Consider the following 21,002-nt stretch of genomic DNA (forward strand, 5'->3'; position numbering starts at 1 on the left):
TTAATTACACAAAAAAAGCACCCGTGGGTGCTTTTTAGTTATTTATGCTTTGGCGGTTAGTATTGCTCGAAGTGGAGCAGGGTAACCTTCAATGGTTTTACTGGTGTCGTTTGGATCTAAAAAATCAACTAACGATTCGTTTTCCATCCAGTCGGTCTTGCGTTGCTCGTCAAGCGTAGTAATTGCACAATCTTTTATTTGCACATCTTTAAAACCAACGCGCTCCATCCACAGCTTGAGTGCAGCAGTACTTGGAATAAACCACACATTACGCATTTTTGCGTAGCGGTCGGTCGGTACTAGTACGGTGTTTTCATCGCCTTCAATCACTAACGTTTCAAGCACTAACTCGCCACCAGGGCGAAGCTGCGCTTTTAACTGCGCTAAAAAATCAATTGGCGAGCGGCGGTGATACAGCACCCCCATTGAAAAAACCGTATCAAACGCTTTAAGCTCGGGTAGGGCTTCTACACCAAGCGGTAATAAGTGTACGTTTTCGTCTGGGTTGTAGTGTTTTATAGCCTGAAACTGACATAAAAATAAATCAGACGGGTCAATACCCACCACAAATTCAGCGCCTTCACCGCGCATACGCCATAAGTGGTAGCCAGAGCCACAACCTATATCTAATACTGTACGGCCTTTTAGTGGCTCAATATGAGGAAGCAGGCGGTCCCATTTCCAATCACTTCGCCATTCGGTGTTTATTTCAATACCATGTACAGTAAAGGGGCCTTTGCGCCAAGGCATCATGCGTTTTAATAAGTGCGTGGCCTGCTTTTGCTCGCCTTCGCTCATCTCACCCGGTGCGCCAATTTCTACTTTAGTGGCAATATCAACATGGGTTGTTTTTACTTCTGGCAAGTTTTTAAGCACTTTTTGCCATTTTGGTAAATCGCCATGGCTTGCCTCGTTTTGCCAATGCTTTAATTGAGCGGGCAGGGTTTCTAGCCAGTGGCTAAGCGGGCTTTGTGCAATTGCTGCGTAAAATTGGTTAAACCATTGAGACATAAGTCACTCTCTTTATTTAATTGCTACCATCGAGCAAAAATTAAAACATTGATACCACACCTGCGTTTGGCTAAAACCAATGTCGCTTAAACGATTAAAGTGAGTGCTTAGGGTATCGGGGCGCATTACGTTTTCAATGGCTGTACGTTTTTGGCTTATTTCAAGCTCTGAGTAGCCATTGTGGCGTTTAAAGTCGTGGTGCAAATCAATTAATAGGTTATCGCACTGCTCGTTTTCGGCTTTAATTTTTTCGCTAAGTAGCAGTACGCCACCGGGTTTTAAGTTAGCGTAAATTTTTTCAAGCACGGCTTGGCGCTGCAAAGGCGGAATAAATTGCAAGGTAAAATTCATGGCCACAACCGACGCGTTTTGAATCTCAAGTTCGTTAATATCGCCCAAAGTTACTGTAACCGGCACGTCAGACTTAAAGCCTTGTAAATGAACCTTGCAGCGCTCAACCATAGCTTGTGAGTTATCTACAGCAATAATATGGCAGTTGTCGGTACGAATATTACGGCGCATACTTAGAGTAACCGCACCAAGCGAGCAACCTAAGTCGTAAAGGTTTGAATTACTTTGCGCATATTCTCCCGCCAATTTACCCATAGTGCTGACAATGGTGGCGTATCCAGGCACAGAGCGCTGGATCATATCCGGAAAAACCTCAACCACATTTTGGTCAAAGCTAAAATCTTTTACTTGTTGCTCAGAGGCGTAAATACTGTCTTTTATACTCACTAAGGCAGTCTCTTTAAAAATAATGGCACTATTTTAACATTTTATACTGGATAGTCAGTGATAAATTCAGTAGCTTGGCTAGAATTATGAATAATAAGTATAAAAGAGAACGTTAAATGAGCAAAAGTAAGGTAATTAGCACAGACGATATATTAGCAACCCTATGTCATTCAGTGACTGGGGTCCTGTCATCAGCCAGTGGTAACGAAATTAGCTACTCGGCTATGGTGCAAAAAATAACGCGCACTTGTATGCGCCCAGATATTGGCTGTTTTGTATTATTTGATGGAGGCTTTACAGGGCTGGTGGTAACCAACTTTACTGCGCAAGCCGCAATGGAGATTTATGGCGATTACATGCGTAACATGGGCATGCCTGAAGAAGAAATTGCCCACAGTCATTTATCAGATGATGTTTCAAATGTAATGGGCGAGCTGATGAACCAAATTGTAGGCGACTTTACCTCTAAAGTGCGCGAGCAATTACATACCTCTATTACTCAAAACCAACCAAAAATGATGGCCATCAACAAGCAAGTGCAAATATCGGTTGATACCACTATGGATCGCCCACAAGCACGCCGCGTAACCTTTACCACGCGTAACCAAAACATCTTTTATCTAGAGCTGGCAATGGATAAAACAGAGTTTATTAAACTACACGACTTTGACATTGTAGAAGCGATAGACCCTGATGATATTATTGAAAATGAAGCTAAACAAAAGGCTCAAAAAGAAAAGGCAAGCGAGACAAAGCAAGACGATGCCGATGACGACTTTATGGCTGAGCTAGGGCTGTAATGTAGGTTGGGTAGAGCGAAGCGAAACCCAACGAGCTTTTGAGTTGTCAGTTTTAAGCTATCAGCGGTCAGTAAAAAAGTTACTGAAAAACGCGATTTATATCGCGTTTTTTATTTTATATACCCTTTATTCTTACTCATTTTATTTATTTCTTCCTTCCAATTTACTACAGAGGTTAGGACTGTATTTAACTCTTTCTTAAGCTCAAGTTTCCAATCATTCTTTTGGAATTGTACAAGACTCTCTAGGAAGGCATAAAATTTAGAGTCCGCCTTGATAAAGTCATCAGAGACTTGAGTTAACTCATTAAAATTAAGTTTTGAAATAATAGCTGCTTCTGAAACGTTATTGTTGCTACTGTTTAAATTAATGGCATTTCTGATAATGATAATTTTTATATCTTTATCTGTCTTTTCATTAAAATATCTAGTATCGATATTTGAACCTAAAAGTGACATTAAACTACGAGAATCATTTATATAAGTTTCAACAGATTTAAAAATAGCTTCAATTTTTTCTCTTTCAACGGCTTTTAGCTTTTCGGCTTTTTCGTACTCATGACTATTACGTTGCCTTTTATCCATTCTATATTGAACATAGAATGCGATTAAAAAAGCAAAAAATATAGCTAAAAAGCTAGATAATGGTTGAATAATTAGTGGGTATTTTTCGGCTAATTCTTGCAATAATTGAAGCATATTAATCCCATTTTGTTTTTAATTAAACGTTGTTTATTTTGAAGTAAAGTCTACATAGCATTAAGTATAAGGATTCTCTCCCATCGCTACCACCACACAAAATATCCGTAAATCCAGCTCCAACTGATGATACTGCGGCTCCATGTGGCAGCACAGTTTATAAAAGCTTTTGTTGTGATCTTTTTCTTTAAAGTGGGCGAGCTCGTGTACGACTAGCGCTTTTAACAGTGGCTCGGGGGCGCGCAGTAAATCGCTGTTTATGGCTAAATCGTGCTTACGGGTTTTACCTTGCATGCGGTAGGTGTGTGTACCGAGTGCATTGGTGACCATATCACCTTGTTTTTTAAATGCAGCGCGGCCAAACGGTGGGGCATTTTTTAAATACTGTTTTTTAAGTTCGGTGGCGTAGCTGTAAAGTAGTTTGTCGGTGGTTATGGTGTGCGCGTGTGGGTACTTTTTAAGTAAGTAGTCACATACCTTGTTGTTATTTATAAGGCTTAATACTTGCTCAACAATATTAGCGGGATAGCCGGTAAAGTAACGTGCGTATTCACTCATTTTTATTCTCTATTTAAAAAAGCGTTGGCTGGTGGGCTTCTTTTTCGCCGCTGAATGGATTTAATACTGGGTGATTATACCCTAGGTCTTCACAAAACTGCCTAGCGAGTAGTGGAGATTCACGGTTATCGGCGGTATGAAAAAACACATACGGGGTTTTACCCTCATCAAGCCATTGCTTTACTTTACTCAGCCACGGCTTATAAAAGGTTTGGTAGTCGTTTTGTAAATCGGCTATTACAAAGCGCGCCATAGGTTGTGAACCGGTAGCTATTGCATGTACAGGTAAGTGCGGCTTTTTTTGTTGTGCATCTATTAACGCTTCGGTGGTGGGCTTTACTGCAAACAGCGCACGGGTATCCATAGCAATACGGTTTATATTATTTGCCATTAATAGCTGATTAAGGGCTATTTCGGCCTCACCTTTTTTAAAAAAATCGCTGTGGCGTACTTCCACCCCGTAATTTAGCTCTTTAGGTAATAAATCAATAAATTGTGTAAGTTTAGGTAAGTCGTTTGGACCAAATGCTTTGGGTAATTGCAGCATTATTTGCCCCGTTTTTTCAAGTAAAGGTGCAAATAACGTCAGCCAATCGGTAAGCTCTGTTTGTACATTACTAAGCGCAAGCTCGTGGCTAAAACGACGATGAAATTTAAACGTAAATTTAAAGTCATCGGGTACGCTCTGTGCCCAGCGTAAAACTGTGCTTGGTGCTGGGTCTGCATAAAAGCTGGTGTTGCCCTCTACTGAGTTAAAATGCTGGGCATATTGGCTTAGCATATCGGCGTTTTTACATTGGCGGGTAAATAGGTTGCCTTTCCAGGCGCTGCTCGACCACTGAGGGCATCCAATATATAACATAAAAAGGGTGGCTTAATGACTTCGTGGCGCTAGTGTAACAAATACATGCGATGCTTGCTTTAAATTAACATTGCAAAGGTAAACACGCCCTAGCATCTTAATACTACTTGGGTATAATGCAGGGCTTAATTTGATTATTTTTAGATTGCTAGCGGCTTTATTTGTATTGTGGTGACCAGTTTTTTAAATCACACGCCTTAAAACAAATAACTTTAACCGTTTAAGCCTTTTATCTGACAGGAAAACTATGCGCTCTATATATTGCGGACAGCTAAATAAAACTCACGTAGATCAAGAAGTTGAACTATGTGGCTGGATCAACAAACGACGTGACCTTGGTGGACTTATCTTTGTCGATTTACGCGATAGAGAAGGTTTAGTACAAGTTGTATTTGACCCAGAAGTTGAAGGACTAATGGATACCGCTAACAAACTTCGCCAAGAGTTTTGTGTGCAGTTAAAAGGGGTTGTACGTGCACGTCCAGAAAGCCAAGTAAATAAAGACATGGCAACCGGCGAAGTAGAAATTTTAGGTACTGAGCTAACTATTATTAACCGCTCTGAGCCGCTTCCGCTTGATTTTAATCAAACAAACTCTGAAGAGCGCCGCTTAAAGTACCGCTACTTAGATTTACGTCGCCTTGAAATGAGCGACCGTATTAAATTGCGCGCTAAAGCAAGCAGCTTTGTTCGTCGCTTTTTAGATGACAATGGCTTTTTAGACATTGAAACACCGGTACTTACAAAAGCAACACCAGAAGGTGCACGCGATTACTTAGTACCAAGCCGTGTTCATAAAGGTAGCTTTTACGCATTACCACAGTCGCCACAGTTGTTTAAGCAATTGTTGATGATGTCGGGTTTTGACCGTTACTACCAAATTGTTAAATGTTTCCGTGATGAAGATTTACGTGCCGATCGCCAACCTGAATTTACCCAAATAGATTTAGAAACCTCGTTCATGAGCTCTGATCAAGTACGTGGTATGACTGAAAAAATGATCCGTGAAATGTGGCAATCATTATTAGACGTTGATTTAGGCGATTTCCCAATCATGCCTTACTCTGAGGCAATGAGCCTATACGGTTCTGATAAGCCAGACTTACGTAACCCTATGAAGCTTGTTGATGTAGCTGATTTAGTAAAAGATGTAGAGTTTAACGTTTTTTCTGGCCCTGCTAATGACGAAAAAGGCCGCGTTGCTGTATTAACAGTACCAGGTGGCGCTAAGCTTTCGCGTAAGCAACTTGACGATTACACTAAGTTTATTGGTATTTACGGCGCTAAAGGCATGGCGTGGATGAAAGTGAACGACCGCGATGCAGGCGCTGAAGGCGTTCAATCTCCAGTGGCTAAGTTTTTAAACGAAGAGGTAATTACCCAGTTACTTGAGCGTACTAACGCACAAACGGGCGACATTATTTTATTCGGTGCCGATAAACGCAACGTTGTAAACGAAGCAATGGGCGCGCTTCGCTTGAAGATTGGTGTTGATTTAGAAATCACTAACCTTGATAGCTGGGCGCCACTTTGGGTTGTTGATTTCCCAATGTTTGAAGAAGATGACGAAGGCACGCTACATGCTGTGCATCATCCATTTACAGCGCCAAAAGATATTAGCGCAGCAGAGCTTGAAGCAAACCCAGCAGCGGCTATTTCTGATGCCTACGACATGGTATTAAACGGCTACGAAGTAGGTGGCGGTTCGGTACGTATTCATAATGCTGATATGCAAGAAGCCGCATTTAGAATTTTAGGTATTGATGCACAAGAGCAACAGGACAAGTTTGGCTTTTTACTTGATGCCCTTAAATACGGCACACCACCACATGCTGGTTTAGCTTTTGGCCTTGACCGCTTAGTTATGCTTTTATGTGGTACCGATAATATTCGTGACGTTATTGCGTTCCCTAAAACCACTCAAGCATCGTGCTTATTAACTGATGCGCCTAGCAAAGCGAATAGCGACTCGTTAACTGAGCTTGCAATCAGTGTGGTAGAAAAAGCAATTCCTAGCGAAGAGTAATACCGCGCGTAACAAATGCGCTTAGCTAGATTTAAAAACCCTTAGGAGTATGCCTAGGGGTTTTTTATAGTTAAATTTAAAGCAGTTCATACCAATCATGTTAAGTTACTAGTTTATTTAGCACGCTAGTATAGTTATACCAATGCGCAATAATACTTAATCATTTTTAGGGGCTAAACGTGTCGCTATCAGCGTTAAAAAATTCTAATTTAGAACAACTAAATAGCGAATTTTTTGCCTTGCTATCAACACGCTTTTCACCCTCAAAATAGAACGCTTAATTATGCTGATAGGTATTAAATATTTAAGTACATTGATATCAAATATTGTTCAATAGAGAAGGCGCTCTTATGTCGTTTAATCTCACATTATTTGGTGAACTTTTAGCATTTGTTGGCGGATCCTTAGCGGTATTTCCGCTGTTTGGCCTAACTTTTATCGCTTAAGTAACGCTTAACTATTACCCACCATTTACTTGCTTATCAGCCTAAAAGTAGGATTGATTTGAAACACTCATCAAAATTCAAAGTGTTATACTTATCTGCAATAATGAAGATCGAGTTTGACACTTGCTGCGTAAAAAGTTTGCAAACTTGTAAAGCTAAAACTAAAAAACTGCCATACTATTAAGCAAGGAAAGTGACTTATATCATTGCGCAATAATACTTAATTATTTTGTGTGACTAAACGTGTCGCTACCGGTGTTAAAAAATACTTGTTTATAACAACTAAATAGCGATTTTTGCCTAGCTATCAACACGTTTTTCCAGCCTCAAAATAGATCACTTAATTAAGCGAATTGGTTTAACATGGTTGATAACGTAACTTTTGTAAGCTGCTCTTCTTTCGTATGATATAAATATTATTGCAAAATATGGAATTTATGCCCAATTGATAAGGTCATATTGTTTTAAAGGCATTGTTGTAATTCACAATAATTAAGCAGGTTAAAGAATAATGCGAGATAAATTAGCTGTTTTAAGTATATTTTTGCTGATCATACTAAGCTTTTCAGGTTATGCAAAAAGTAGCAGTAATAACAGCTCTACTGCACTGAACATGCCTTTAAAAATAACGCAACCAACTAATGGTGCGTTATGTAACAGTCAGGCTAAATGTCCGGTTGTTATTGTCATTTCTAATTTTGGGGTAAGTAACAGTGATTATACATTTGTGAGTAAAGCATTTAATCAGCGTGGTTATTTGAGTGTTGTTATGGCAAATGAGTTTAATGGTGCACTTTGGAATTATCGCGATAAAATGGGTTTATCAGTACGGTATGAAAACTGGCAACGTGCTGTTAATACGGTTAAAACAGTTATCGAGCAACTTACTATTTTATACCCTAAATATGATTTTTCTGAGCTGACACTATTAGGGCATTCTAACGGAGGAGATATTTCTGTTTTGTTTGCGACAATTCACCCAGATAAAGTACATACCGTTGTTACATTAGCTAATCGGCGTATGCTTTTGCCACGTAATAAAAAAATACGAACTTTAACACTAAGAACTGATGATGCTGAATTAGATAACCGTTTACTTTTGAGCAATGTTGAATTGAAACATTACCCAGTTAAACAAATAACAATAGCAAATGCGAGTAAAGATGACATGCATGATGGTGGCCCTAAATGGTTGGTAGAGCGAATAAGTAAAGAAGTAGAATTATTTTTAGATTACCCCTTTTGATTTATAACTATTCTTTAAGAAGCTATTTTAAAAATAGCTTCTTATCTTTTTTAACAGCTAGGGCCGTTTTTGTTACGTGCGCTTGCCAATGTGCGGGCAATTTCAAGCAGTGCAGGGGTGATGTCATCAGCGCCGTCTTTAATTAATTTGGTTACATCGCCTGATGAATATAAGCTATCGCGCGGCGACTTAATGCCAAGTTCGCGCACAAAGTCTTTTGTTTTGCCTGTGCTGCCTGTTTCAATAAATTTAAAAATAATACGCTCGTTATTACTTTTTGGCTCGGCCTGTAACACGGCAATTTCTTCTTTATAGGCCTCTATTCGACTTTGTAAAATGTCGATACGTTGTTCAATAGTGTTGTATGATTTCATGGGTACTTTTCTAAATTAACTAAAAATAATACCTGTATTATCGCATACATTAGCAATGGCGCGCGCTAACCTTTATAGTAAAAGTTATTTTTATTTAAAAACAATAATTTATATAAGTTAAAACATGCATAAAACAATAAAAAAGCTACTAACATTAAGTGCATTTAGTCTAAGCGCGAGTTTAATATCACCATTAAGCTTTGCTCAAATTGATGTAATAGTGGATCAAAGCCGCAATCGAACCATCCCTATCAATATCACACTTCCAAATAACAGTAGTAAATGCAGCGTACACGCAAAGTGCCCTGTAGCATTTGTTAATGCGGGCTACGGCATTAGCCACAATGACTACACGTTTGCGAGTAAGCTATTTAATGCACAGGGTTATTTAAGCATTGCAGTCGCGCATGAGCTTAAAACCGACCCTGCGCTTAATCGTATGCAGCCTTACTTAACTACCCGCATGGAAAACTGGCATCGCGGTGTGGTAACACTTAAGTTTTTAGTTAATCAGCTCAGTGCGCAATACCCTGAGTATGACTTTTCTCAGCTGACGTTATTTGGGCACTCAAACGGCGGTGATATATCCGCTTTATACGCTGCAATCTACCCAAATGAAGTAAGCCAAATAATTACCCTCGACCACCGCCGCATGTTGATCTCACGTAATAAAAACATACGCGTGCTTACACTGCGTGGTAGTGATTATCCAGCCGATGCGAATGTTTTATTAAATGAAACAGAGCTTAAAAACTTCCCTGTTAGCCAAGTAATGATTGAAAAATCGCGCCATAACGATATGTATGATGGCGGGCCAATATGGCTGGTACAGAGAATGAGTAAAGAAATGCAGGCTTTTTTAAATTAATAATAATTTGTAGAACTTTATTCTATTAAATAGCGCAGCCACAGCTGCGCTATTTATGTTTTAGTTACTCAACTAACTCACTGACTACAATTGGGCTGTTATGCAGGGTTTTATGCACTGGGCATTTATCGGCTATTTCTAGCAGGCGTTGGCGTTGTGCTTCGGTTAAATCGCCGCGTAGGGTAATTTTACGGGTGATGGCTTCAAGGTTTTGCGTGCACTCGCCATTATTGCAATCTTGGTAGTAGTCGCGGGTGTGTTCAAGTTCCACTTTTACATGATCAAGCGGCAGCTTTTTTAAACTTGCGTACATACGCAGTGTCATTGAGGTACAGGCGCCTAGGCCTGCGAGTATATGGTCGTAAGGATCGGGGCCTAAATTACTGCCACCTACCTTTAATGGCTCATCGGCAAGCCACGTATGATCTTTTGTACTGACGTGCTGAGTAAATATATGGTCTTTTTCTTCAACCAGTACTTTGCCGTTTTCTAATTTTGCGCTGTAGCTATTTTGCTCATATTTAACGTAGCGGGTAGCCCAGTTTGCAATCATGGTAGCGGCGTAATCAGCATCGTTTTTATTACTTAGTAGGTGATCAGCGTTATCTAGGCTAATAAAACTTTTAGGGTGCTTAGCACTGCTGTAAATTTTTTCGGCTTCAGAAATATTTACTGTGGCGTCAATTGGCGAGTGCATAACTAACAGGGCGCGTTTTAGTTTACTAATATGGCTTTTATCGTATTTTGCTATGTCGTCTATAAATTGCTTTTTAATAGTAAATTCACGACCAGCTAAGCTCACTTTAGCCTCGCCTGCAGCGTTTATTTCCTCTAAATGGGCTTCAAAGTTATGTGTAACGTGTTGTGCATCTGATGGTGCGCCAATGGTAGTAATAGCCGATACCTCAGGAATATGCTCTGCAGCAGCCAGTACGGCAGCGCCGCCTAAGCTGTGGCCAATTAATAATTGTGGTGCATCAAAGTGCGTACGCAGGTGATCAGCTGCGGCCACTAAATCTTGAATGTTGGATGAAAAGTTACTGTTGGCAAAGTCGCCGTCGCTATTGCCAAGGCCGGTAAAGTCAAAGCGCAGTACGGCAATACCTTGTTGGGTAAGGGCGCGGCTTATGCGCGTAGCGGCAGCAATATCTTTACCACAGGTAAAGCAATGTGCAAATAAAGCATAAAACTTTACATCGCCCGCTGGACGTTCAAGCTGGCCTGCAAGTTCTAAATCGCCGCTTTTAAAAGATACTTTTTGTCGCATAGATGAGCCTTAGTGTTTCATTAAAATACGTTAAAATAATAGATAAGATATAAGCACTAATGAGTGCAATTTCAATGTTTTTTATATTTTGATCTCGATCAAGTAAGTTGTTTACTAATTCACCTTGCGGACATTTGTCCTTATGTTTTTAGGGTGGTTTGTCTATCCTCGCACAGCGCTATAATTAAGGCTTTGCTACTTTATCTTGGCATATTAGCTATATTTAAAGCGGCACTGTTCTTACAACCTATTCACTGGAACGTACAATGCAATTACCTACTGTTGATTATAAAGCTCCCGATGCGGCTGCTCAATTTGTTGAATCGTTAAGAAACACCGGTTTTGGTGTATTAAAAAATCACCCAATCCCGCAATCTTTAGTTGAGTCTATTTACGAAAAGTGGCAAGACTTTTTTAACTCAGAGCAAAAGCACGACTTTTTATTTTCTAAAGAAACACAAGACGGCTATTTTCCGCCTTCTGTATCTGAGGTAGCTAAAGGCTTTACAGTAAAAGACATTAAAGAGTACTTTCATGTTTACCCTAAAGGCCGTGTTCCAGCGCAGCTTGAAGCTGACGTACGTGAGTACTACCGCTTAGCTAACGAATTTGCAGCAACGCTTTTAAGCTGGGTTCAAGCAGAGGCACCAGCCGATGTACGTGCTAAGTTTTCTATTGATTTAAAAGACATGATTGCTGATTCTGAGCAAACATTGCTACGTATTTTGCATTACCCACCAATGACGGGTGACGAAGAGCCAGGTGCTATTCGCGCTGCAGCACATGGTGACATTAACTTATTAACTGTATTACCGGCGTCGAACGAGCCTGGTTTACAAGTTCAAAAAACCGATGGTGGTTGGTTAGACGTACCGTGTGATTTTGGCAGTTTAATTATTAATATTGGTGACATGCTACAAGAAGCGTCGGGTGGATATTTCCCATCGACTATTCACCGTGTAATTAACCCAACGGGTAAAGCGTCGACTAAGTCGCGTATTTCTTTACCGCTGTTTTTACACCCACGTCCTGATGTTGTGCTTTCTGAGCGCTACACTGCAGACAGCTACCTACAAGAGCGTTTACGCGAACTAGGTGTTAAATAACATTATATTTATTAAGTTAAATATAAACCAAAAGCGGCTTTTAGCCGCTTTTGTTGTTTTTAAGCAAGGTTATACCAATGAGCAATAATGTTTAATCATTTTAGAGGCCAAACGTGTAGCTACCTGCGTTAATAAATGCTCATTTACGACTTCATGAATACAGAGCAATTGTTGAGAACAACTAATTTTTTGGGTAAGTTTGCTTCATAATTAAAACCGACTCAGCAATTATTTGCTCAAGTATAGCTAAATCGATATTTTCCAATCTTGTCACGTACAAACAGCTTTTACCTAGGCTATGTTTACCAAGCTTATTTAATAATGCCGCTATTTTGGGGTGACCAAAGCCAGGCATAATATAAATAGAAAGCTTAGTTTTGCGCGGTGAAAACCCCGTAATTGGCCATTCACCTGTGCGGCCGCAGTCGTACTTATAGTTGTATTGGTCAAACCCTATAATATCTTTACCCCATATAACAGGCTTTGCCCCTGTGACTTTTTCAAACAGGGTTAGTAAGGTTTGTGTGTCTTCAATACGCTTTGAATCTATACTTTCTAGGCATTGCTTAAGCGTTATTTGGTTTGCTTTAGTTTTTAATGTCATCGCGTTGGTTTGTATTGTTATTAGCTGCTTTAAGGTTAGCACTTAATTTGCTAAGTGAATATTTTCATGCATTTCTAAGTTAGTTGCGTATAATGCGCCCTTGGCCGGTTTGGCCTTTATTTTATTGAGAGATTTTATGAGTTTTGATGGTTTAGGTTTATCACAGTCTTTAGTTAACGCGGTTTTAGAAAAGGGCTATGAAACGCCAACGCCTATTCAGGCTCAAGCAATTCCTGCAATTATTGAACGTCGCGATGTGATGGCGGCTGCACAAACGGGCACAGGTAAAACCGCTGGCTTTACGTTACCGCTAATTGAGCTGTTATCTAAAGGCAGTAAAGCAAAAAGTAACCATGTACGCGCGCTTATTTTAGCACCTACGCGCGAGCTGGCTTTGCAGGTAAGCGAAAACGTTGAAGAATACGCTAAGCATTCAGATGTAAGTTCGTTTGTAGTGTACGGCGGCGTAAAAATAAACCCACAAATGCAGCGCCTTCGTAAAGGGGTTGATATTTTAGTGGCAACGCCTGGGCGTTTAATTGATTTACATAATCAAAACGCAGTTAAATTTGATAGCGTTGAAGTGCTGGTTCTTGATGAAGCTGACCGCATGCTTGATATGGGCTTTATTCACGACATTAAACGCCTTATTGCTAAAATGCCTACTAAACGTCAAAACTTAATGTTTTCGGCTACGTTTTCTGATGATATTCGCGCTTTAGCAAAAGGGTTAATTAACGACCCTGTTGAAATATCAGTAGCGGCAAAAAACACCACAGCTAAAAGCGTTACACAAAGTGTGTATGCGGTTGATAAATCACGTAAAACTGCTTTATTAAGCCACTTGATTCGCAGTAACGATTGGCAACAAGTTTTAGTATTTAGCCGCACTAAACACGGTGCTAACCGTTTAGTTAAACAACTTGAACGTGACGACATTGCAGGCGCCGCTATTCATGGTAATAAATCACAAGGTGCCCGTGTTAAAGCATTAGATGGCTTTAAAAGTGGTGAAGTACGAGTGTTAGTTGCCACCGATATTGTGGCACGTGGTCTTGATATTGTTGAGCTTCCGCATGTTGTAAACTACGACTTACCAAATGTATATGAAGATTACGTACACCGTATTGGCCGTACAGGTCGTGCTGGTGCATCGGGCCATGCTATTTCGTTTGTAACAGTCGATGATGCTGCCGACTTGTACGGCATTGAACGCTTTATAGGTGAGCTTATTCCACGAGCTGAGGAAGAGGGGTTTGAACCAACTAACCCAGTACCAGAGCGTGCATTAGATGCTCGTCCAATTAAACCTAAAAAACCTAAAAAGGCAAAGCAGCCGTTTAACAAACCAAAGTCTGATAAGCCTAATAGCAAAAAGCCTAACAATGGTGGTAACGGTACTGGCCCTCGTCGTGGTGGGTCTAAAAAGCCTGCGGCTAAAACAGATGATAATGCACAAAACCCGTGGGCAAAACGTCAATCGGCTGGTGGTAATGGCCAGCGCCGTCGTCGTCCAAATAATAACGATTAATCATTATTAATGATTGTATTGGCCTTTAATTAAACGCCAATAAAAAACGCGCTACCTTTTTAATAAAAGTAGCGCGTTTTTTATTATCTGTTATTTATACTTAATGTATGCTCTACCTAATTAAATAATTAACGGCTAAACCTACAAATAAAGTAACACTTACGCTTAGTAAAGTGCCTAGCATTACGTACTCGGTGAGCTTTTTATCTTTACTGGCACTTAAATCGCCAAACCTAAATACCGACTTTGCAGCGAGCAAAAAACCAACTCCAGCAAACTGATCGAGCAAAATAAAGCTCAGCATTAATACACGCTCTAACATTCCAATGCTTTGCCCTGCTAATGGCAAGCTGCCCTCGCTTGAAAAGTTAGCGGTGAGCCTCTCTAGCATCATTCTTATAAATACCGCAGTGGGGCTTAATATAATTAAATAACCACACACAACCCAAAGTACTTTAGGATTTGTGGCAAGTGCGTATACATGTGCCATTAAACTTTGGTTATCAGTTATATAAATACACAGCGTTATTATTACGGCTATATGTGCTATTTGGTCGAGTAAAAAGGGCACAACGCCTTTATTAGAATACGACTTTGCAATATCAATAAAGTAATGACTAAGCATAATTACAGCTGTGGCAAGTAACACAGTACTTAGTTGCTGCCAGCCGATTGTGTATTCCCAAGCGGTAAGTATTATAGCGCTCGTAATGCCATGAACAAGCACATGCAAGTAGAGCTTTTTAGCTTTAAAATGGCGGGTGTTTCGATTGTTTACCCAGCTCATAGGTTGCCAGTAAAAATCAGCGAGTAGGTGGCCAATAATAAGTGCCACGAGCAATAATGAAAACCCCATTATACCACTCCTTTTAATATCGTTTTTATAACTTGCTCGCTGTGCACTATAAAGCGCTCTATGAGCTGATAATTGGCTAAATTAAGCAGCTTAGTGACGTTTTCGCGGCTCGTATTTAGCTCTTTAGCAAGGGCTGCGTGGTTGTTATCTGTGTGTGTTAAATACACATACAAAGCGTTGGCCTGCTTTTGCGTTATTTTGCTCAGTAAGGTATCAACAAAGGCAAGATTAAGATCAAAGCTTTCATCTACTGTTTGTTGTGCAATAGTAAAAACAAAGCGTTGATTCGCTATATTATCAAGGCCTTGCCCTGAAAGTACAAACGCAGACCCCGTTGCTGTTTTAATGTCACTGCGTGGGTTATCAATGCTGCCAAGAGCCATGCTTTGTCTGAGTTCATATCCGGCTGACTTTAACTGCAGGTAAATTAAAATCGCGGTTTTAATCAACGCTTCGCTTTGGTTTACTTGCAGCTGAAATGCATCACCCCGGTAAATGTTCCAAAGTGTTGTTTTGCTACAAACTGCACGCAAACTTTGCGCTAGCTGATAAAGCATGGCATCGTACTGCTGTTTAGGTATTTTTTGCGATTTAATGATATCGCCGCTGATCACACCAATCATAAAAATCCAATAAGTAACCAATTTAGGTTACATAGGCTTAAGTAACCAAATTTGGTTACATTTAATTAAGTAACCAATTTAGGTTACTTAAAGCATAATTGCAAGGAACACTCGTTTATGGCCCCGACGTTAATTGGGCCATTTGCCTTTATCCACTTAGGAAAATAAATGACTTCACATAACGAGCCGCAAAACAATAAACCCCGTGTTGGTATTTTTGTTGATGTACAAAATATTTATTACACATGCCGTGAGAGCTACCGCAAAAATTTTGATTACAATGCCTTTTGGGCGCAAATGAAACAGCAATACACAATTGATTGTGCTTTTGCGTATGCAATTCATCGTGGTGATGAAAAACAAAACCAGTTTCAAAACATTTTGCGCGCTATTGGCTTTGAGGTAAAACTTAAGCCGTTTATTCAACGTCGAGATGGCAGTGCAAAAGGCGATTGGGACGTAGGCATAACGATAGACATGCTAGAGCAAGGTAAAAATCTCGATAAAGTTATTTTACTCTCTGGCGATGGTGACTTTGCTTTATTATTAGGGCATTTAAAACACCAATATAATGTACCATGCGATGTGTATGGCGCGGATAAGTTAACTGCCGAGGTACTTAAACAAAGTGCTGAGCAGTTTCATTTAATTGATGATAGTTTACTACTGTAAAGCGTAAAAAAAAAGAGCCTAAGTGCCTGCAACATGAGAGTTTTTAATACAGAGCCTATATCGTTAATATAGGCTTTATTTATTACTGTAATAAATTGGGTTTACTAAGAGGTTATGGTAATTTTAAAGCATAACGAGTTACCAAGGACTTACATGCTTCATTACAGCAACATGCCACTAGATAGAGGCTCTAATTTTCGTAAAGACGCTGCGTGGTTAAGCGCAAAAATGTCGGCGCAAAGTAAGTGGCTTTTGGTTAATAATAACCATACATTATTTTATAAAAATTCCCCACAGGTGTGCTACCTAACACACCAACAAATTGCCCATTTAGATTTATCAGATGCGCTGTTTTTAGGTTCAAATGACGAACAACACGGTGTATTTGCACTTGATGTGTCGGCCATACACGATGACGAGCTAGCCCCAATTATTGGCGATGCGCAATTTTTTGATATTCGCCAGTATGGCCCACAAGTGGCTATGCAAGACGGCTCAATTGCGGCACTAGCGCGTGGTTTATGCTACTGGCACGCAACACATCGCTTTTGCGGGCGTTGTGGCAGTAAAAATAAGTTAGTTGAAGCTGGGCACTCACGCTTATGTGAAAACGAGCAATGTAAACACCCTACATTCCCACGCACCGATCCGGCAGTAATTATGGTGGTTACAAAAGTATTTGCCGATGGGGTAGAGCGCTGTTTATTGGGTCGCCAAGCAATATGGCAGCAAGGTATGTATTCATCGCTTGCTGGGTTTGTTGACCCAGGTGAAACACTAGAGCAAGCAGTGGCCCGTGAAGTAAAAGAAGAGGCGGGCGTTGACGTTGAAAACGTACGTTACATTGCTTCTCAGCCTTGGCCGTTTCCTTCCTCTATTATGCTTGGCTTTATTGCACAGGCTAAAACGGAGCAAATTAACGTAGATAAAAACGAATTAGATGATGCTAAATGGTTTACCCGCGAAGAGGTAGCTGAGTTTGGCAATATGGGCGACGAGGGCGAACATTATAAGCTCCCACGTGTTGACTCTATTTCACGCTTTTTAATTGAACAATGGCTTACAAATAAGGTTTAAGGATTGATAATGTCGAGCAAAAATAAAAACACGCAGTTAGTGTCATCTGGGCGCAAAAAAGCCTATACCCATGGCGTAGTAAATCCAGTCGTACAACGCGCTTCTACCATTGTATTTGATAGTGTGGCCGATTTAAAACAAGCCGCTAAAACGCGTGGTGATAAAACTTTATTTTATGGCCGCCGTGGCACAAGTACGCATTTTGCCCTACAAGAAGCCATTACTGAGCTTGAAGGCGGCGAAGGCTGCGCGTTATACCCATGCGGTGCAGCGGCGATTAGCCAAGCGTTGCTGTCGTTTGTAAAAGCGGGCGATCATATTTTAATGGTTGATAACGTGTATGAGCCAACGCGCGACTTTTGCGATAAAATTTTAGCAGGCCTTGGGGTAACAACCACTTACTACCCTCCAACGATTGGCGCGGGTATTAAAGAGTATATACAGCCAAATACGAAGGTATTGTTTTTAGAATCTCCGGGCTCTATAACCATGGAAATACAAGATGTACCAGCCATGGTTAAGGTAGCAAACGAGCATAATATTATGACCATGCTTGATAACACCTACGGTAATGGACTGCATTACCGTCCGCTTGAGCACGGCGTTGATATAAGTATTCAAGCAGCCACTAAGTACATTGTTGGCCACTCTGATGTAATGATGGGTGTGGCGGTTGCCAATAAAAAGTACTGGCCAATACTGCGTGAGCAGTCGTATTTATTAGGGCAGTGCACGAGTGCCGATGATGCGTATTTAGCGCTTAGAGGTTTACGTACGATGGCGGTGCGTTTAAATCAGCACGAAAAGGCGGCTATAGAGGTGGCAAAATGGCTTGAGCAACATGAGTTAGTTGATCATATTCGCCATCCTGCATTTGAAAGCTGTCCTGGGCATGAATTTTTTAAGCGTGACTTTGATGGCAGCAATGGGTTGTTTTCAATTGTAATGAAAACCGGTAACCAAAAAGCCATTGATGCATTTTTAGATAGCCTTGAGCATATTAAAATGGGCTTTTCGTGGGGCGGTTTTGAAAGCCTAGTGACGGCTAATTTAACCATGAAAGGGCTTCGCTCAGATACAGGTTGGGATTTAGGCCCGGTGATCCGCTTACATATTGGCCTTGAAGACATTGATGATTTAATTAACGATTTAAGCCAAGCGCTTGAAGTATACCAACAGCATTTATAAAATTTGGCTTAAATAAAGTTTAGCCAGTTACATTTAAATGGTTTGTTACAAAGCTCACTTAAGGTGAGCTTTTTTTTGCTGGTAATTCAAGGTGTTTACACTTACTGTGGTTACATTACGCTTTAATTTAAAGCATGAGCAACGTCATTAAGGAAAGCCAATGGCAACATTATCATTAGTAAGCATGGGGCGATTAACCCAAATAGCGGGCTTTGAGCTAGTACGTATGTTTTTAACAAAACGCGGCTTAATTGCAATGGCAGCCTTTGCCCTTGTTTGGCTGCTTATTTTACGCTACCCGATAGGTCAAGCGGTCAGTATTATCAGCGCCCCCAATTTTGAACAAATGGCACGCGATATTTCAGGCAGTATTGGCTTAAGTAAGTTGCTTGATTGGCCAGAAGCCGAATTTGCCATGTATTGGCTGGTGGCCCTGTATAGTTTTCCGCTATTTGCTATTTTTATATCGAGCGACCAAACCGTTGGTGATAGAGAGCGTGGCACATTGCGGTTTTTATCATTGCGCTCAACACGCTTTGAAATACTTTTTGGACGTTTTTTAGGTCAATTAGCCGTATTAGCCTGCTTAGTCGCTATTACGCTTATAGCCACTTTAGCGGTTTTAGGGTTTAGAGATCCAAGCTTACTTGTTAGTGGTTTTTTTCGTGCGTTATCAATATTTTTAATACTTGTGGTAGTACTTAGTCCGTTTGTGGCCTTAATGAGTTTGATAAACACATTTGCACGCTCGTCGCGATTAGCTATTGTGTTAGCTATTTTATACTTTGCGGGTGGCGGTATTGTTGTGGGTATATTGGCGTGGCAGATACCAGCTTTAAATGCGCTCGATTATATATTCCCTGGGGTTAATTCTGAGCTTTTAGCTGGGCAAAACTTACCTTTATTGAGCGCCTTAGGTGTGCCGCTTATACAAAGCGCGGTATTTATTGCTATTGCACATAGAATATTTACAAGGAGTTCGCTATGAGCGTATTAATAAAAGCCAGCGGCTTAAGTAAATCGTATGGTGCAAAGCAAGCACTTAATAACGTAAGCTTTGAAATTAATAAAGGCGCACCTGTGGCGTTAGTAGGCCCCAATGGCGCCGGTAAAACCACACTATTTAGTTTGCTATGCGGGTATATAAACCCAAGCCAAGGTGAGCTTAGTATTTTAGGACATAAGCCTGGAAGCGCTGCATTGTTTAACCAGGTGAGTGCATTGCCACAAGATGCGCAGTTAGATCCGCGTTTTAATATAGATAAGCAACTGGCGTTTTATGGCAAGCTTCAAGGCATGGGCGCTAAACAAAGCCACAATGAAGCGCTGCGCGTACTTGATTTAGTTGGCTTAAAAGAAGTCGCTAAGCAGCGTGCGGGCGATTTATCTCATGGTATGCGAAAGCGCGTAACCATAGCGCAAGCGTTGATTGGCGCACCAAAAATTGTAATGCTAGATGAAGCCACAGCAGGGCTTGATCCAATTCATGCCAGAGAGGTGCGCGAGCTGGTATCGAGCTTAAGCGAAGAAGCCACCTTTATTTTAAGCTCGCACGATTTAACCGAACTTGAGCGCCTATGCTCGCAAGTTTTGCATTTAGATCAAGGCATTTTGAGCGAGCATCAAACTAAAGAGAATAATACCGATACACACTTTTATACCTTAATGCTCAGCAAGGCGTATCAAAATGTTGAGCAGCAACTACAAGCGTTAGCAGGTGTAAGCCGTGTGTATATGAGCCAACATAAAGAATTTGTGATTGAGTACCAACCAACCGGTGAGCCACTTGATATTGCTTTATTAAACTTTTGCCATCAGCAAAATTGGCAATATAGGCAGTTAGTAAATGGCCACACATTAGAAAATCAAATATTTACACAGGAGAAAGTATAATGGGATTACTAAGCGGTTTAATGGGTAATGCAAGTGAAGTAGACGATTCAGATCTTGAAAAAGTGCTTGCCAATACACTTATAGATGGCGAACAAGTAGAAAAAGCCTATAAGGTGATTCGCGATATGTTTATTTTTACTAATAAGCGTTTAATTTTAATTGATAAGCAAGGTATGACCGGCTCAAAAATGGAAATGGTAAGTATTGCTTACTCTAAAATTACTAAGTTTAGTAAAGAAAGTGCAGGGCACTTTGACTTAGACGCTGAGCTTAAAATTTGGATTGGGTCAGATCCAACGCCTATTAGTAAAGAATTTAAATCGGGTGATAATATTAACGAAGTGTACCGAGTAATTAGCCAGCACGCGCTTTAAATAATGCACATGTTTTAAGTAGTTGTTGACTATATGTTGCAACTACTTTAAATTTACAGTTTCTTACACCTCCTTACAATTAACTTAATAAATACAACTAGTTAATTAAGTTTTCATTCAGTTTCCCAGCGTTAGCATGTCCCCACTTTAGTCAATGAGCTAAAGCATAAAAAGCAATGTACAA

The 21,002-nt window shown here is 40.4% G+C and carries 22 protein-coding genes; 12 read left to right on the plus strand and 10 right to left on the minus strand.

Translation table 11 applies throughout. The features are described from left to right. Positions 1-42: 42 nt before the first annotated feature. Complete coding sequence (gene cmoB, locus QUE46_RS06085) at positions 43-1,011, minus strand: tRNA 5-methoxyuridine(34)/uridine 5-oxyacetic acid(34) synthase CmoB (protein WP_286246762.1); 969 nt, start codon at positions 1,009-1,011, stop codon at positions 43-45. 12 nt (positions 1,012-1,023) lie between these two features. Further along, on the minus strand, positions 1,024-1,749 hold the full coding sequence (gene cmoA / locus QUE46_RS06090; RefSeq protein WP_004588942.1) for a carboxy-S-adenosyl-L-methionine synthase CmoA: 726 nt from the start codon (positions 1,747-1,749) through the stop codon (positions 1,024-1,026). 116 nt (positions 1,750-1,865) lie between these two features. Here cmoA and QUE46_RS06095 point away from each other — a divergent pair, with 116 nt between their 5' ends. Further along, positions 1,866-2,549 carry a DUF3334 family protein gene (locus tag QUE46_RS06095; RefSeq protein WP_089347266.1) on the plus strand — a complete coding sequence of 228 codons (684 nt, stop codon included), beginning with the start codon at positions 1,866-1,868 and terminating at the stop codon, positions 2,547-2,549. Between the two features lie 110 nt (positions 2,550-2,659). Here QUE46_RS06095 and QUE46_RS06100 read toward each other — a convergent pair whose 3' ends face one another. The 3 genes from QUE46_RS06100 to QUE46_RS06110 are packed head-to-tail and all read right to left on the minus strand — an operon-like array spanning position 2,660 to position 4,667. Then, positions 2,660-3,247 carry a hypothetical protein gene (locus QUE46_RS06100; RefSeq protein ID WP_055019255.1) on the minus strand — a complete coding sequence of 196 codons (588 nt, stop codon included), beginning with the start codon at positions 3,245-3,247 and terminating at the stop codon, positions 2,660-2,662. A gap of 60 nt (positions 3,248-3,307) precedes the next feature. Beyond that, positions 3,308-3,805, minus strand: a complete 498-nt coding sequence (locus tag QUE46_RS06105) for a M48 family metallopeptidase (RefSeq protein WP_286246768.1) — start codon at positions 3,803-3,805, stop codon at positions 3,308-3,310. Positions 3,806-3,818: 13 nt separating this feature from the next. Continuing rightward, positions 3,819-4,667, minus strand: coding sequence for a DUF72 domain-containing protein (locus tag QUE46_RS06110; protein ID WP_286246771.1), 849 nt, complete (start codon positions 4,665-4,667; stop codon positions 3,819-3,821). A 247-nt stretch (positions 4,668-4,914) separates the two neighbouring features. Between QUE46_RS06110 and aspS the strand changes: the two genes are divergently transcribed. Further along, entirely contained in the window at positions 4,915-6,693 is a 1,779-nt protein-coding gene (gene aspS / locus QUE46_RS06115; RefSeq protein ID WP_286246773.1) for an aspartate--tRNA ligase, read from the plus strand. 957 nt (positions 6,694-7,650) lie between these two features. Beyond that, complete coding sequence (locus QUE46_RS06120) at positions 7,651-8,385, plus strand: alpha/beta hydrolase (protein WP_286246775.1); 735 nt, start codon at positions 7,651-7,653, stop codon at positions 8,383-8,385. A 50-nt stretch (positions 8,386-8,435) separates the two neighbouring features. Here QUE46_RS06120 and QUE46_RS06125 read toward each other — a convergent pair whose 3' ends face one another. Further along, entirely contained in the window at positions 8,436-8,759 is a 324-nt protein-coding gene (locus tag QUE46_RS06125) for a hypothetical protein (RefSeq protein WP_286246777.1), read from the minus strand. Between the two features lie 124 nt (positions 8,760-8,883). On the opposite strand from QUE46_RS06125, the gene QUE46_RS06130 reads away from it, so the two are divergent. Then, a complete protein-coding gene (locus QUE46_RS06130) occupies positions 8,884-9,627 on the plus strand; it encodes an alpha/beta hydrolase (protein ID WP_286246778.1) in 744 nt (247 codons plus the stop codon). A 64-nt stretch (positions 9,628-9,691) separates the two neighbouring features. Here QUE46_RS06130 and QUE46_RS06135 read toward each other — a convergent pair whose 3' ends face one another. Further along, positions 9,692-10,894 (minus strand): alpha/beta fold hydrolase, encoded by a 1,203-nt coding sequence (locus QUE46_RS06135; RefSeq protein ID WP_286246780.1) that lies wholly within the window; start codon positions 10,892-10,894, stop codon positions 9,692-9,694. Positions 10,895-11,160: 266 nt separating this feature from the next. On the opposite strand from QUE46_RS06135, the gene QUE46_RS06140 reads away from it, so the two are divergent. Further along, the gene (locus QUE46_RS06140) at positions 11,161-12,000 is read left to right on the plus strand and encodes an isopenicillin N synthase family oxygenase (protein WP_286246781.1); all 840 of its coding nucleotides are present in this window, start codon (positions 11,161-11,163) and stop codon (positions 11,998-12,000) included. A gap of 181 nt (positions 12,001-12,181) precedes the next feature. On the opposite strand, the gene QUE46_RS06145 is transcribed toward QUE46_RS06140, so the two are convergent. After that, on the minus strand, positions 12,182-12,646 hold the full coding sequence (locus tag QUE46_RS06145) for a DUF1801 domain-containing protein (RefSeq protein WP_286246783.1): 465 nt from the start codon (positions 12,644-12,646) through the stop codon (positions 12,182-12,184). A 94-nt stretch (positions 12,647-12,740) separates the two neighbouring features. Here QUE46_RS06145 and QUE46_RS06150 point away from each other — a divergent pair, with 94 nt between their 5' ends. After that, positions 12,741-14,135: a DEAD/DEAH box helicase gene (locus QUE46_RS06150; RefSeq protein ID WP_286246785.1), complete on the plus strand. Its 1,395-nt coding sequence runs from the start codon at positions 12,741-12,743 to the stop codon at positions 14,133-14,135. A 112-nt stretch (positions 14,136-14,247) separates the two neighbouring features. Here QUE46_RS06150 and QUE46_RS06155 read toward each other — a convergent pair whose 3' ends face one another. Beyond that, complete coding sequence (locus tag QUE46_RS06155; protein ID WP_286246786.1) at positions 14,248-14,991, minus strand: DUF3307 domain-containing protein; 744 nt, start codon at positions 14,989-14,991, stop codon at positions 14,248-14,250. Beyond that, positions 14,991-15,614, minus strand: a complete 624-nt coding sequence (locus QUE46_RS06160) for a hypothetical protein (protein WP_286246788.1) — start codon at positions 15,612-15,614, stop codon at positions 14,991-14,993. Before QUE46_RS06160 ends, QUE46_RS06155 begins: the two co-directional genes overlap by 1 nt. 168 nt (positions 15,615-15,782) lie before the next feature. Here QUE46_RS06160 and QUE46_RS06165 point away from each other — a divergent pair, with 168 nt between their 5' ends. From QUE46_RS06165 to QUE46_RS06190, 6 genes are all read left to right on the plus strand, one after another. Continuing rightward, positions 15,783-16,286, plus strand: coding sequence for an NYN domain-containing protein (locus QUE46_RS06165; RefSeq protein ID WP_089347278.1), 504 nt, complete (start codon positions 15,783-15,785; stop codon positions 16,284-16,286). A 153-nt stretch (positions 16,287-16,439) separates the two neighbouring features. Then, positions 16,440-17,363, plus strand: a complete 924-nt coding sequence (nudC, locus tag QUE46_RS06170) for an NAD(+) diphosphatase (RefSeq protein WP_286246793.1) — start codon at positions 16,440-16,442, stop codon at positions 17,361-17,363. 9 nt (positions 17,364-17,372) lie between these two features. Next, on the plus strand, positions 17,373-18,551 hold the full coding sequence (locus QUE46_RS06175) for a cystathionine beta-lyase (protein ID WP_286246795.1): 1,179 nt from the start codon (positions 17,373-17,375) through the stop codon (positions 18,549-18,551). Between the two features lie 160 nt (positions 18,552-18,711). Further along, positions 18,712-19,539, plus strand: coding sequence for an ABC transporter permease subunit (locus QUE46_RS06180; RefSeq protein ID WP_286246797.1), 828 nt, complete (start codon positions 18,712-18,714; stop codon positions 19,537-19,539). Then, entirely contained in the window at positions 19,536-20,444 is a 909-nt protein-coding gene (locus QUE46_RS06185) for an ABC transporter ATP-binding protein (protein ID WP_286246799.1), read from the plus strand. The genes QUE46_RS06180 and QUE46_RS06185 overlap by 4 nt, the downstream gene beginning before the upstream one ends. Further along, positions 20,444-20,818, plus strand: a complete 375-nt coding sequence (locus QUE46_RS06190; RefSeq protein WP_004589518.1) for a PH domain-containing protein — start codon at positions 20,444-20,446, stop codon at positions 20,816-20,818. Before QUE46_RS06185 ends, QUE46_RS06190 begins: the two co-directional genes overlap by 1 nt. Positions 20,819-21,002 lie beyond the last annotated feature (184 nt).

Origin of the sequence: Pseudoalteromonas sp. MM1 (genome assembly GCF_030296835.1) — a bacterium.
Classification (GTDB): Bacteria; Pseudomonadota; Gammaproteobacteria; order Enterobacterales; family Alteromonadaceae; genus Pseudoalteromonas.

What these genes read in the sequence shown, in the direction of transcription:
- QUE46_RS06135 (WP_286246780.1), bottom strand. Translation starts at nt 10,894, where the DNA reads ATGCGACAAAAAGTATCTTTTAAAAGCGGCGATTTAGAACTTGCAGGC.
- QUE46_RS06180 (WP_286246797.1), top strand. Translation starts at nt 18,712, where the DNA reads ATGGCAACATTATCATTAGTAAGCATGGGGCGATTAACCCAAATAGCG.
- QUE46_RS06185 (WP_286246799.1), top strand. Translation starts at nt 19,536, where the DNA reads ATGAGCGTATTAATAAAAGCCAGCGGCTTAAGTAAATCGTATGGTGCA.
- QUE46_RS06175 (WP_286246795.1), top strand. Translation starts at nt 17,373, where the DNA reads ATGTCGAGCAAAAATAAAAACACGCAGTTAGTGTCATCTGGGCGCAAA.
- QUE46_RS06140 (WP_286246781.1), top strand. Translation starts at nt 11,161, where the DNA reads ATGCAATTACCTACTGTTGATTATAAAGCTCCCGATGCGGCTGCTCAA.
- QUE46_RS06155 (WP_286246786.1), bottom strand. Translation starts at nt 14,991, where the DNA reads ATGGGGTTTTCATTATTGCTCGTGGCACTTATTATTGGCCACCTACTC.
- nudC (WP_286246793.1), top strand. Translation starts at nt 16,440, where the DNA reads ATGCTTCATTACAGCAACATGCCACTAGATAGAGGCTCTAATTTTCGT.
- QUE46_RS06120 (WP_286246775.1), top strand. Translation starts at nt 7,651, where the DNA reads ATGCGAGATAAATTAGCTGTTTTAAGTATATTTTTGCTGATCATACTA.
- QUE46_RS06095 (WP_089347266.1), top strand. Translation starts at nt 1,866, where the DNA reads ATGAGCAAAAGTAAGGTAATTAGCACAGACGATATATTAGCAACCCTA.
- QUE46_RS06160 (WP_286246788.1), bottom strand. Translation starts at nt 15,614, where the DNA reads ATGATTGGTGTGATCAGCGGCGATATCATTAAATCGCAAAAAATACCT.
- QUE46_RS06110 (WP_286246771.1), bottom strand. Translation starts at nt 4,667, where the DNA reads ATGTTATATATTGGATGCCCTCAGTGGTCGAGCAGCGCCTGGAAAGGC.
- QUE46_RS06125 (WP_286246777.1), bottom strand. Translation starts at nt 8,759, where the DNA reads ATGAAATCATACAACACTATTGAACAACGTATCGACATTTTACAAAGT.
- cmoB (WP_286246762.1), bottom strand. Translation starts at nt 1,011, where the DNA reads ATGTCTCAATGGTTTAACCAATTTTACGCAGCAATTGCACAAAGCCCG.
- QUE46_RS06150 (WP_286246785.1), top strand. Translation starts at nt 12,741, where the DNA reads ATGAGTTTTGATGGTTTAGGTTTATCACAGTCTTTAGTTAACGCGGTT.
- QUE46_RS06100 (WP_055019255.1), bottom strand. Translation starts at nt 3,247, where the DNA reads ATGCTTCAATTATTGCAAGAATTAGCCGAAAAATACCCACTAATTATT.
- aspS (WP_286246773.1), top strand. Translation starts at nt 4,915, where the DNA reads ATGCGCTCTATATATTGCGGACAGCTAAATAAAACTCACGTAGATCAA.
- QUE46_RS06130 (WP_286246778.1), top strand. Translation starts at nt 8,884, where the DNA reads ATGCATAAAACAATAAAAAAGCTACTAACATTAAGTGCATTTAGTCTA.
- QUE46_RS06190 (WP_004589518.1), top strand. Translation starts at nt 20,444, where the DNA reads ATGGGATTACTAAGCGGTTTAATGGGTAATGCAAGTGAAGTAGACGAT.
- QUE46_RS06165 (WP_089347278.1), top strand. Translation starts at nt 15,783, where the DNA reads ATGACTTCACATAACGAGCCGCAAAACAATAAACCCCGTGTTGGTATT.
- QUE46_RS06105 (WP_286246768.1), bottom strand. Translation starts at nt 3,805, where the DNA reads ATGAGTGAATACGCACGTTACTTTACCGGCTATCCCGCTAATATTGTT.